General features: G+C 55.6%; 10 protein-coding genes. 7 read left to right on the top strand and 3 right to left on the bottom strand.

The window, feature by feature from the left end; genetic code table 11:
* A partial coding sequence (locus tag HP459_RS15875) for an acyltransferase (RefSeq protein WP_171936456.1) occupies positions 1–823 on the bottom strand: 823 nt, incomplete at its 3' end.
* Between the two features lie 184 nt (positions 824–1,007).
* On the opposite strand from HP459_RS15875, the gene HP459_RS15870 reads away from it, so the two are divergent.
* The 3 genes from HP459_RS15870 to glyS all read left to right on the top strand — a co-directional run bounded on the left by HP459_RS15870 (position 1,008) and on the right by glyS (position 4,464).
* Positions 1,008–1,313, top strand: a complete 306-nt coding sequence (locus HP459_RS15870) for a YsaB family lipoprotein (protein ID WP_022649742.1) — start codon at positions 1,008–1,010, stop codon at positions 1,311–1,313.
* Positions 1,314–1,473: 160 nt separating this feature from the next.
* Positions 1,474–2,385, top strand: coding sequence for a glycine--tRNA ligase subunit alpha (glyQ, locus tag HP459_RS15865; protein WP_003860141.1), 912 nt, complete (start codon positions 1,474–1,476; stop codon positions 2,383–2,385).
* A 9-nt stretch (positions 2,386–2,394) separates the two neighbouring features.
* Positions 2,395–4,464: a glycine--tRNA ligase subunit beta gene (gene glyS, locus HP459_RS15860; RefSeq protein WP_126504123.1), complete on the top strand. Its 2,070-nt coding sequence runs from the start codon at positions 2,395–2,397 to the stop codon at positions 4,462–4,464.
* A 189-nt stretch (positions 4,465–4,653) separates the two neighbouring features.
* On the opposite strand, the gene fadA is transcribed toward glyS, so the two are convergent.
* Together fadA and fadB are read right to left on the bottom strand one after the other, a co-directional pair.
* Positions 4,654–5,817: an acetyl-CoA C-acyltransferase FadA gene (gene fadA, locus HP459_RS15855; RefSeq protein ID WP_126504125.1), complete on the bottom strand. Its 1,164-nt coding sequence runs from the start codon at positions 5,815–5,817 to the stop codon at positions 4,654–4,656.
* A gap of 9 nt (positions 5,818–5,826) precedes the next feature.
* Positions 5,827–8,016: a fatty acid oxidation complex subunit alpha FadB gene (fadB, locus tag HP459_RS15850; protein WP_022649739.1), complete on the bottom strand. Its 2,190-nt coding sequence runs from the start codon at positions 8,014–8,016 to the stop codon at positions 5,827–5,829.
* Positions 8,017–8,206: 190 nt separating this feature from the next.
* Between fadB and pepQ the strand changes: the two genes are divergently transcribed.
* Genes pepQ through hemG form a run of 4 tightly spaced genes read left to right on the top strand, consistent with a single transcriptional unit; the run spans position 8,207 to position 12,201 of the window.
* The gene (gene pepQ, locus HP459_RS15845; protein WP_017382602.1) at positions 8,207–9,538 is read left to right on the top strand and encodes a Xaa-Pro dipeptidase; all 1,332 of its coding nucleotides are present in this window, start codon (positions 8,207–8,209) and stop codon (positions 9,536–9,538) included.
* Entirely contained in the window at positions 9,538–10,152 is a 615-nt protein-coding gene (locus HP459_RS15840; protein ID WP_015572737.1) for an IMPACT family protein, read from the top strand. The genes pepQ and HP459_RS15840 overlap by 1 nt, the downstream gene beginning before the upstream one ends.
* 41 nt (positions 10,153–10,193) lie before the next feature.
* On the top strand, positions 10,194–11,645 hold the full coding sequence (gene trkH / locus HP459_RS15835) for a Trk system potassium transporter TrkH (RefSeq protein WP_022649737.1): 1,452 nt from the start codon (positions 10,194–10,196) through the stop codon (positions 11,643–11,645).
* A 10-nt stretch (positions 11,646–11,655) separates the two neighbouring features.
* Positions 11,656–12,201: a menaquinone-dependent protoporphyrinogen IX dehydrogenase gene (gene hemG / locus HP459_RS15830; protein ID WP_023298846.1), complete on the top strand. Its 546-nt coding sequence runs from the start codon at positions 11,656–11,658 to the stop codon at positions 12,199–12,201.
* Positions 12,202–12,435 lie beyond the last annotated feature (234 nt).

Genomic DNA, 12,435 nt, shown 5'->3' with positions numbered 1-12,435 from the left:
GCGAGTGGCGAGAGATAAACCCCAGCACCGGAAGCGGGCGGGCATTCAGGGTGTTTTTAACCAGGGTCAGCAGCGAAACCGCGCAGATAAAGACCATCGGCCCGCAGTAGAGATACCAGGTATCGGCAAAGTTTCCGCGCCATTGCAGCTCGTGCAGCGTCCCTCGAGAGATAATAAACACACCGGCGATAAATGCTGCCGCGCAAAGCCAGTTTATTCCTCTCTTTTGCGTCTCCATCATGCCGATGGCGCGCCCCAGCATGCCGTACAGCACGTAATAAAACGTATCGCCGTTGATATAGAGGTTAACGGGCAGCCATTCAAAGCCATCAATTTTCTGTGAGACGGTATTCGGGTTTGCCACGATCCCGATTATTACCATCAAGGCCAGCAGCATTTTACCGCTAACGTTTTTTACCTGAATTAACGGCGAAACCAGATAGATAACCATTATCGCGAAGAAAAACCACAGATGATAGAACACTGGTTTTTGCAACAAATTGAGCAGGGAACGTTCAGCATTAATTGAAGTGAACAGGATGATATAGAGCAGCGAAATGGCGCTGTAAAACAGCAAACAGGAGACAATACGGATGAAATGTCTCGGCTGCGCGCTACGCTCGCCAAAAAAGAGAAAACCGGAAATCATAAAGAACAGCGGGACGCTCACGCGTGAGGCTGAGTTCAGAATATTGGCGACATCCCAGTTAACAGGGCTGATACTGTGCGCGTTCGTGACATACCAGGTCGTAGTGTGGATCATCACCACCATCAGACAGGCTATTCCCCGCAGGTTATCAATCCAGTTAATTTTTGACTGCATCAGTTCCTCTGTATTCCTGATAAAGAAAGTGTGACTGCGATTGCGTAAAACTTTTCCCTTGGAAAATTCTGAGTTTAACCAGGCTGTCTTGTCGGGAGCTGGCGAGATTCGCAGAATGTTGAACATTAATCTATAAACGTGTTGCTACTAAAAATAACAGCCACTGACCAGGGCGGTAATAAAAATGATGATGAAGCGTGGGGCGTCACTCTTTCTGCTGCTTTTATTAGCAGGGTGCAGTGCTTCTCAGGAGGCTCCAGTCCAAAAAGCGCAGCAGGGGAAAATGAGCCCGGAGCGTTCCCTGAATATGGAACAGCTGTGCAGGGATCAGGCGGCTCACCGTTATAATTCCGAAGCACAGAAAATTCATATTAACGGCTTCGAGCGCTTTCAGGGCAGCTATGAACTGAAAGGCTATACGGCGCGTAAAGAGGGCTTTGTCTGCTCTTTTGATGCAGACGGCCAGTTTTTACATCTCTCAATGCGCTAAATTGCTCGTATAAGCAGCAACCAGAGCCTTCGCAAGTTCTGGCTGTAGGGCTTATTCCCCAATTTTCCCTAAACAACCCCGTTTCGTACTGTATATCTTGCAGCCAGCGGGTATACTGATCCCTTCCATTTAAAACCACACGTATCCAGCACGAAATACTATGCAAAAGTTTGATACCAAGACCTTCCAGGGCCTGATCCTGACCTTACAGGATTACTGGGCTCGTCAGGGCTGCACCATTGTTCAACCTTTGGACATGGAAGTTGGCGCAGGCACCTCACACCCGATGACCAGCCTGCGCGCGTTAGGGCCAGAGCCAATGGCGACCGCCTATGTTCAGCCATCCCGTCGTCCGACCGATGGCCGTTACGGCGAAAACCCGAACCGTTTGCAGCACTACTATCAGTTCCAGGTGGTGATTAAGCCATCACCTGACAATATTCAGGAACTGTACCTCGGGTCACTGAAAGAGCTGGGTATGGATCCGACCATTCACGACATTCGTTTCGTGGAAGATAACTGGGAAAACCCAACGCTGGGTGCCTGGGGTCTGGGTTGGGAAGTGTGGCTGAACGGCATGGAAGTGACCCAGTTCACCTACTTCCAGCAGGTTGGCGGTCTGGAATGTAAACCGATCACCGGCGAAATCACCTATGGTCTGGAACGTCTGGCCATGTACATTCAGGGCGTAGACAGCGTTTACGACCTGGTCTGGAGCGACGGCCCGCTGGGTAAAACCACCTATGGCGACGTGTTCCATCAGAACGAAGTGGAGCAATCCACCTATAACTTCGAATACGCGGACGTGGACTTCCTGTTCACCTGCTTCGAGCAGTACGAGAAAGAAGCCCAGCAGCTGCTGGCGCTGGAGACTCCGCTGCCTCTGCCTGCCTACGAGCGTATTCTGAAGGCTGCCCACAGCTTCAACCTGCTGGATGCCCGCAAAGCGATCTCCGTGACTGAACGTCAGCGCTACATTCTGCGTATTCGTACCCTGACCAAAGCCGTTGCTGAAGCTTACTACGCGTCCCGTGAAGCCCTTGGCTTCCCGATGTGCAACCGAAACAAATAAGAGGCGGCCATGTCTGAGAAAACTTTCCTGGTGGAAATCGGCACTGAAGAGCTGCCACCAAAAGCCCTGCGCAGCCTGGCTGAATCTTTCGCTGCGAACGTCACTGCTGAGCTGGATAACGCTGGCCTGGCGCACGGTAAAATTGAGTGGTTTGCTGCGCCGCGTCGTCTGGCGCTGAAAGTGGCAAACCTGGCGGCGTCCCAGCCGGATCGCGAAGTTGAAAAACGTGGCCCGGCCATTGCCCAGGCGTTCGACGCGGAAGGCAAGCCGAGCAAAGCGGCTGAAGGCTGGGCGCGCGGCTGCGGTATCACCGTCGATCAGGCCGAACGTCTGACCACCGACAAAGGTGAATGGCTGCTGTATCGTGCCCATGTGAAAGGCGAAAGCGCGGAAGCGCTGCTGCCAGATATGATTGCGACCTCGCTGGCTAAGCTGCCGATTCCTAAGCTGATGCGCTGGGGCGCGTCTGACGTTCACTTTGTGCGTCCGGTTCACACCGTGACCCTGCTGCTGGGCGATACCGTTATTCCGGCGACCATTCTGGGCGTGGCGTCCGATCGCGTGATCCGCGGCCACCGCTTTATGGGCGAGCCGGAGTTCACCATCGACAATGCTGATCAGTACCCGCAGATCCTGCTGGAGCGCGGTAAGGTCATTGCTGACTACGAACAGCGTAAAGCCAAAATCAAAGCTGACGCCGAAGAAGCGGCGCGCAAAATTGGCGGTAATGCCGATCTGAGCGATATCCTGCTGGAAGAAGTGACCTCTCTGGTCGAATGGCCGGTTGTGCTGACCGCGAAATTCGAAGAGAAATTCCTGGCCGTTCCGGCTGAAGCGCTGGTGTACACCATGAAGGGTGACCAAAAGTACTTCCCGGTTTACGCCAACGACGGCCAGCTGCTGCCAAACTTCATCTTCGTCGCGAACATCGAATCGAAAGATCCGAGCCAGATTATCTCCGGTAACGAGAAAGTGGTGCGTCCACGTCTGGCGGACGCCGAGTTCTTCTTCAACACCGACCGTAAAAAACGTCTGGAAGATAACCTGCCGCGTCTGCAAACCGTACTCTTCCAGCAGCAGCTGGGTACGCTGCGCGACAAGACTGACCGTATCGCGGAGCTGTCCGGCTGGATTGCCCGTGAAATTGGTGCCGACGTTAACCACGCTACCCGCGCGGGCCTGCTCTCCAAGTGCGACCTGATGACCAACATGGTGTTCGAATTTACCGACACCCAGGGCGTGATGGGCATGCACTACGCGCGTCATGACGGCGAAGCGGAAGACGTGGCTGTGGCCCTGAACGAGCAATATCAGCCGCGCTTTGCCGGTGACGATCTGCCGTCTAACCCGGTTGCCTGCGCCGTGGCGATTGCCGATAAGATGGACACCCTGGCGGGTATCTTCGGTATCGGTCAGCATCCGAAAGGCGACAAAGACCCGTTTGCGCTGCGTCGTGCTGCGCTGGGCGTGCTGCGCATCATCGTAGAGAAGAACCTCAATCTCGATCTGCAAACGCTGACCGAAGAAGCGGTCCGTCTGTACGGCGATAAGCTGACCAACGCGAAGGTTGTGGATGATGTTATCGACTTTATGCTCGGTCGTTTCCGCGCGTGGTATCAGGACGAAGGTTACTCCGTTGATACCATTCAGGCGGTGCTGGCGCGTCGTCCGACCCGTCCGGCAGATTTCGATGCGCGTATGAAAGCGGTATCCCACTTCCGTACGCTGGAAGCGGCGTCTGCGCTGGCCGCGGCCAACAAGCGTGTATCCAACATCCTCGCGAAATCCGACGAGACGCTGAACGAACGCGTAAACGCTGCAACCCTGAAAGAGCCGGAAGAGATTTCTCTGGCGATGCAGGTTGTGGTGCTGCGCGACAAGCTGGAGCCGTATTTCGCGGAAGGTCGCTACCAGGAAGCGCTGGTGGAGCTGGCGGAGCTACGTGACGTCATTGATGCCTTCTTCGAGAAGGTGATGGTGAACGTGGAAGATAAAGAGCTGCGTATTAACCGTCTCTCGATGCTTGAGAAACTGCGTGAGCTGTTCCTGCGCGTGGCGGATATTTCGCTGCTGCAATAATGTAAAAAACCCGCCCCTGACAGGCGGGAAGAACGGCAACTAAACTGTCTCTCTTCGCCAATGGCGCCATAACTGCGTTGGCTGCGCTCGTTCACCCGAATCACTTACTAATGTAAGCTCATCGGGATTCGCTCGCTTGCCGCCTTGTTCTGACGTCATTGGTTTTAAGATACTTTTCCTTATTTACATTTACACTCTCTCAAACACCGTCGCGATCCCCTGACCCAACCCGATACACATCGTCGCCAGTCCGAACTGGGCATCTTTGCGTTCCATCAGGTTGATCAGCGTGGTGCTGATACGCGCCCCGGAGCAGCCCAGCGGGTGACCGAGGGCTATCGCGCCGCCATTGAGGTTAATCTTCTCGTCGATCTGATCCATCAGCCCCAGATCTTTAATGCACGGCAGGATCTGCGCGGCGAACGCTTCGTTCATCTCAAAGAGGTCGATATCACTTGCGCTCAGCCCCGCTTTTTTCAGCGCCAGTTTTGACGCCGGGACCGGACCGTAACCCATGATGGAAGGATCGCAGCCCACGACTGCCATCGAACGCACGCGGGCGCGTGGCGTCAGGCCTAATTCGCGGGCGCGGCTTTCGCTCATCACTAACATGGCGGCGGCACCGTCGGACAGGGCAGACGAGGTGCCCGCCGTTACCGTGCCGGTGACCGGATCAAACGCCGGACGCAGGGTAGAAAGCGCTTCAACAGTGGTTTCAGGACGGATAACTTCGTCGTAGCTGAACTGCTTCAGTACGCCGTCTGCGTCGTGACCGCCGGTTGGGATGATCTCATTCTTAAAGGCACCAGACTGCGTGGCGGCCCAGGCGCGGGCATGCGAGCGCGCGGCAAAGGCATCCTGCATTTCACGGCTGATGCCGTGCAGACGGGAGAGCATCTCGGCGGTCAGGCCCATCATACCGGCGGCTTTCGCCACGTTGCGGCTCATGCCCGGATGGAAATCGACCCCGTGGCTCATCGGCACGTGGCCCATGTGCTCCACGCCGCCCACCAGACAGGCCTGCGCATCGCCGGTCATGATCATCCGTGCCGCGTCGTGCAGCGCCTGCATCGACGAACCGCAAAGACGGTTGACGGTGACCGCCGGAACCGAATGCGGGATCTCCGCCAGCAGAGACGCGTTACGGGCGATGTTGAAACCCTGCTCCAGCGTCTGCTGGACGCAGCCCCAGTAAATATCGTCCAGCGAAGCAGGGTCCAGCGCCGGATTACGCGCCAGCAGGCTACGCATCAGGTGCGCGGAGAGATCTTCCGCACGCACGTTACGGAATGCACCGCCTTTTGAACGGCCCATCGGGGTGCGAATCGCATCAACAATGACAACCTTTTCCATTGTGACTCCTTAAGCCGTTTTCAGCGCGCCAACCGGACGGGCTGGCTCAACTGCTGGGTAGTAGGGTTCGTTATGGCGCGCTTTGTTACGCAGACCTTCCGGCACCTCATAAAGCGGGCCGAGGTGCTGGTACTGCTGAGCCATATCGAGATAGCGGGCGCTGCCGAGCGTATCCAGCCAGCGGAACGCGCCGCCGTGGAACGGAGGGAAGCCGAGGCCGTACACCAGCGCCATATCCGCTTCTGCCGGGCTGGCGATAATGCCTTCTTCGAGGCAGCGCACTACTTCGTTGATCATCGGGATCATCATCCGGGCGATGATCTCATCGTCAGTGAAGTCGCGTTTTGGCTGACTGACGTCGGCCAGCAGGCCATCCACCGCCGGATCTTCTTCTTTCTTCGGTTTGCCTTTGCTGTCTTCTTTATAGCGCCAGAAGCCCAGACCGTTTTTCTGCCCAAAGCGGTTGGCGTCGAACAGGGCGTCAATGGCGTCGCGATAATCTTTCTGCATGCGCTGCGGGAAGCCCGCCGCCATCACCGCCTGCGCGTGATGGGCAGTGTCGATGCCGACAACGTCCAGCAGGTACGCCGGGCCCATCGGCCAGCCGAACTGTTTTTCCATCACTTTGTCGATTTTGCGGAAGTCTGCGCCGTCGCGCAGCAGCTGGCTGAAACCGGCGAAGTACGGGAACAGCACGCGGTTAACGAAGAAGCCCGGGCAGTCGTTAACGACGATTGGCGTTTTGCCCATCTTGCTCGCCCACGCCACCACTTTGGCGATGGTTTCGTCGGAGGTTTTTTCCCCACGAATCACTTCGACCAGCGGCATGCGATGCACCGGGTTAAAGAAGTGCATCCCGCAGAAGTTTTCCGGACGCTTCAGCACGCTCGCCAGTTCGCTGATAGGAATGGTGGAGGTGTTAGAGGCCAGCACGGTTTCCGGACGCACCTTGTCTTCGGTTTCGGCCAGCACCGCTTTTTTCACTTTCGGGTTCTCGACGACCGCTTCAACCACCACGTCCACACGGTCGAAACCGCTGTATTCCAGCACTGGCTGGATGGTGGAGATCACACCTGCAAGCTTCAGACCATCAATTTTGCCGCGCTCAAGCTGTTTATTCAGCAGCTTGGCCGCTTCGGTCATGCCCAGCGTCAGGGATTTCTCGTTGATGTCCTTCATCACCACCGGCACGCCTTTCCAGGCAGACTGATAGGCGATGCCGCCCCCCATAATGCCCGCGCCGAGTACCGCCGCGTGTTTTGGCGTTTCAACGTTTTTGGTGAGTTGTTTGGCTTTGCCTTTCACGAACTGATCGTTAAGGAAGATACCAACCAGCGCGCGGGCTTCGTTGGTGTGCGCCAGCGGGACAAAGCTCTGGTTTTCAAGCTTCAGAGCGTCATCACGGCCCAGACGGGCTGCCGCTTCAATGGTTTTCACCGCCGTGATCGGCGCCGGGTAGTGTTTACCCGCCGTCTGCATCACCATGCCTTTGGCGATGGTGAAGCTCATGGTGGCTTCAATTTTGCTGAGCTTCAACGGCTCCAGCTTCGGCTGACGTTTGGCTTTCCAGTCGAGGTCGCCGTTAATGGCCTGACGCAGAATGGCGAGTGCGCCTTCAACAAGCTTCTCAGGTTTTACAACGCCGTCGACCAGGCCAATTTTCTGCGCCTGTTCTGCGCCGACGTCTTTACCCGCGGCAATGATCTCCAGCGCGCTGTCGGCGCCCAGCATGCGCGGCATACGCACCGAGCCACCAAAGCCCGGCATAATGCCCAGTTTGGTTTCCGGCAGGCCGATGCGCAGGTCTGGGGTCGCCAGACGGTAATCAGTGGCTAACACGCATTCGCAGCCGCCGCCCAGCGCGTAACCGTTAACGGCAGAAAGGGTCGGGACAGGCAGATCTTCCAGACGATTAAAGACGCTGTTCGCAAAGTGCAGCCACTGGCTCAGCTGTTCTTCGGGCACCAGGAACAGCGACAGGAATTCGGTGATATCCGCGCCAACGATAAAGGCCGCTTTGTTGGAGCGCAGCAGCAGCCCTTTCAAATCTGATTGCTTTTCAAGTACATCCAGCGCCTGGCCAAGACTGGCCACCGTCGCGGTATCAAGCTTGTTCACTGAGCCGGGGGCATCGAACACCAGTTCGGCAATGCCATCTTCCAGCCAGTCTACGTACAGGGTGTCGCCTTTGTAGAGCATGTCGGTCTCCTGAATCCAGCAATTGGATCTGGTCATACCAGATGAAACGGAGTGTGGAATTTATGTTAATAAAATGCAAATTAGTCATTAAGAAATTGCTGCGCTGATCACGGTCGGTGGAAATCACGCAGCCGGAGTGAGGTGTGCTAAGATGCGATGACTTGAGGTCAAAAAAACGAAAGGAAGAATGATGGACTCACTGGCTTCGCTTTATAAAAATCATATCGTTACCCTACAGGAACGTACCCGCGATGTACTGGCCCGCTTCAAGCTGGATGCCCTGCTGATCCACTCCGGCGAGCTGATGAATACTTTTCTTGATGACCACGCTTATCCCTTCAAGGTTAACCCGCAGTTTAAAGCCTGGGTGCCTGTCACGCAGGTTCCAAATTGCTGGCTGCTGGTGGATGGCGTGAACAAGCCGAAACTGTGGTTCTACCTGCCGGTCGATTACTGGCACAACGTGGAGCCGCTGCCGACCTCATTCTGGACCGAAGAAATTGACGTGATTGCGCTGCCAAAAGCAGACGGCATTGGCAGCCAGTTGCCAGCGGCGCGTGGGAACATCGGCTACATTGGTCCGGTTCCTGAGCGTGCGCTGGGTCTGGATATTCCGGCAGATAAACTCAACCCGAAAGGCGTGCTGGATTATCTGCACTACTATCGCGCCTACAAGACCGACTACGAACTTTACTGCATGCGTGAAGCGCAAAAAACGGCGGTGAATGGCCACCGTGCGGCGCACGAAGCGTTCCAGTCCGGTATGAGCGAGTTCGATATCAATCAGGCCTACCTGACGGCGACCGGCCACCGCGATACCGACGTGCCGTACAGCAACATCGTGGCGCTGAATGAACATGCCTCGGTTCTGCACTACACCAAACTGGATCATCAGGTTCCGGCTGAGATGCGCAGCTTCCTGCTGGACGCGGGGGCTGAGTACAATGGCTATGCGGCAGACCTGACCCGTACCTGGGCGGCGAATGCGGATACTGATTTTGCGCAATTGATCAAAGACGTGAACGATGAACAGCTGGCGCTGATTGGCACCATGAAGGCCGGAACCAGCTATGTGGATTATCACATCCAGTTCCATCAGCGCATCGCTAAACTGCTGCGTAAGCATCAGATTGTCAAAGACATGAGCGAAGAGGCGATGGTTGAGAACGATTTGACCGGGCCATTTATGCCGCACGGTATCGGCCACCCGCTGGGTTTACAGGTTCATGACGTCGCGGGCTTTATGCAGGATGATACCGGTACGCACCTGGCGGCACCGTCTAAATATCCTTATCTGCGCTGCACCCGCGTTCTGGCGCCGCGTATGGTATTGACCATCGAGCCGGGTATCTACTTTATTGAATCCCTGCTGGCGCCGTGGCGCGAAGGGCAGTTCAGCAAGCACTTCAACTGGGAGAAAATTGAAGCGCTGAAGCCGTATGGCGGCATTCGTATCGAAGATAACGTGGTTATTCACGAGAACAGCATCGAGAACATGACGCGAGATCTGAAGCTGGCCTGATGGAAAGCTGGCTGATACCGGCCGAGCCGGTCACCTTTGTTGAGGAAATCAAGAAAAGCCGCTTTATCACGCTGTTGGCGCATACTGACGGCGTGGAGGCGGCGAAGGCGTTCGTCGAGTCCGTCCGCGCGCAGCACCCCGATGCCCGCCATCACTGTGTGGCGTGGGTCGCAGGGCCGCCAGACGACTCACAGCAGCTCGGGTTTTCTGACGACGGTGAACCGGCGGGTACGGCCGGAAAACCGATGCTATCCCAGTTGATGGGCAGCGGCGTGGGTGAAATCACCGCCGTCGTGGTCCGCTACTACGGGGGCATTTTGTTAGGCACCGGAGGGCTGGTGAAAGCCTACGGAGGGGGTGTCCAGCAGGCGCTTAATCTGCTGATAACAACCCGCAAAACGCCACTTACGGAATATACTTTGTTATGCGATTACGCCCAGCTATCGGGTATCGAAGCACTGCTTAAACAGTTTAACGGCGTCATCGCACACAGTGATTATCAGGCAATGGTGCAATTACGCGTGGCGCTTCCTCAGGCGGAACTGGCTGCTTTTTCAGCAAAACTCGCTGATTTTAGTCGCGGTTCATTGCAATTACTGCCGATTGAAGAATAATCCCCACCTCACAATTTTGAATACCTAAGGAAGCGGCAGAGATGCATTTTCGTGCCATTACCCGAATCGTTGGATTGCTGGTCATACTTTTCTCCGGGACAATGATCATTCCCGGACTGGTGGCGCTCATCTACCGGGACGGCGCGGGGCGTGCATTTACGCAAACCTTTTTTGTCGCGCTGACGATTGGCTCCCTGCTGTGGTGGCCAAACCGCCGTGAGAAAGGTGAACTGAAATCCCGGGAGGGTTTTCTGATCGTGGTCCTGTTCTGGACGGTACTGGGAAGCGTGGGTGCGCTGCCGTTTATCTTCTCTGAACAACCGAATCTCACCGTCACGGATGCGTTTTTTGAATCGTTCTCCGGATTAACGACCACCGGGGCCACCACGCTTGTGGGGCTGGATTCACTCCCGCATGCAATTCTCTTTTACCGGCAGATGCTCCAGTGGTTCGGCGGTATGGGGATCATCGTGCTGGCGGTGGCTATCCTGCCGATTCTGGGCGTCGGGGGGATGCAGCTTTACCGGGCTGAAATGCCCGGCCCGTTGAAAGATAACAAGATGCGCCCGCGTATTGCGGAGACGGCGAAAACCCTTTGGCTTATTTATGTCCTGCTGACGGTGGCCTGCGCGCTGGCGCTGTGGTTTGCCGGGATGCCTGCGTTTGATGCCATCGGGCACAGCTTTGCCACTATCGCTATCGGCGGGTTCTCCACCCACGATGCCAGCGTTGGGTACTTCGACAGCCCGACGATCAATACCATCATTGCCATCTTTTTGCTGATCTCAGGCTGTAACTACGGTCTACACTTCTCGTTGCTTAGCGGCCGGAGCCTGAAGGTGTACTGGCGCGACCCGGAATTCCGGATGTTTATTGGCGTCCAGTTGACCCTGGTGATCATCTGTACCCTGGTACTGTGGTTCCACGATGTCTATAACTCGGCGGTCACGACCCTGAACCAGGCCTTCTTCCAGGTGGTATCGATGGCGACAACCGCCGGTTTCACCACGGACAGTATTGCGCGTTGGCCGCTGTTCCTGCCGGTGCTGCTGTTGTGCTCTGCGTTTATCGGCGGCTGTGCCGGGTCGACGGGCGGCGGCCTGAAGGTGATCCGTATTCTGCTGCTGTTCAAGCAGGGGAACCGTGAACTTAAACGTCTCGTCCACCCGAATGCGGTTTACAGCATCAAGCTGGGCAATCGTGCACTGCCGGAGCGTATCCTCGAAGCGGTGTGGGGATTCTTCTCCGCTTATGCGCTGGTCTTTATTGTCAGTATGCTGGCGATTATCGCCACGGGCGTGGATGATTTCTCTGCCTTCGCCTCTGTGGTGGCAACGTTAAACAACCTGGGGCCGGGGCTGGGTGTCGTGGCGGATAATTTCGCCAGTATGAACCCGGTGGCAAAGTGGATCTTAATCGCCAATATGCTGTTTGGTCGTCTTGAGGTCTTTACGCTGCTGGTGCTGTTTACCCCAACATTCTGGCGTGAGTAAGGAGACATTGGTGAAAACGTTAATTCTTTTCTCAACGCGTGATGGGCAAACGCGTGAGATTGCTTCATATCTGGCTTCTGAACTCAAAGAGCTGGGCATTTATTCTGATGTGGTGAACCTGAATCGCACTGAACAGCTTGCCTGGCAGGATTACGACCGTGTGGTCATTGGCGCTTCAATTCGTTACGGTCATTTCCATCCGGCGCTGGATCGCTTTGTGAAAAAGCATACGGCGGAGCTCGCTAAGCTGCCCGGCGCGTTTTACTCGGTCAACCTGGTTGCCCGTAAAGCAGAGAAGCGTACACCGCAGACTAACAGCTATACGCGCAAGTTTTTGCTGAGCTCGCCATGGCAGCCCGATATCTGTTCTGTCTTTGCGGGCGCGCTGCGTTATCCGCGTTACCGCTGGTATGACCGCTTTATGATCCGCCTGATCATGAAGATGACGGGCGGGGAAACGGATACGCGTAAAGAAGTGGTTTATACCGACTGGGATCAAGTGGCCAGTTTTGCCCGTGAAATTGCACGTTTAACGGACGATTCGCGGGTTAAATAAGCGTTGAGTTTGAAAAGTGAGCGAACGAAAAGTTTTTTGTATTTAGTGCTTGTCACTTCAGAAGAACTCCCTATAATGCGCCTCCACTGACACGGAACAACGGCACACACGCCGCCGGGTCAGCAGAGAAAAGCAAAATAAACGCTTGACTCTGAAGCGGGAAAGCGTAATATGCACACCCCGCGCCGCAGCGAAAACGTAGCGGCACTGCTCTTTAACAATTTATCAGACAAT

Origin of the sequence: Enterobacter sp. CM29 (genome assembly GCF_013179605.1) — a bacterium.
Lineage (GTDB): Bacteria > Pseudomonadota > Gammaproteobacteria > Enterobacterales > Enterobacteriaceae > Enterobacter > Enterobacter intestinihominis.
This window is presented reverse-complemented; position numbering and strand designations above follow the sequence as displayed.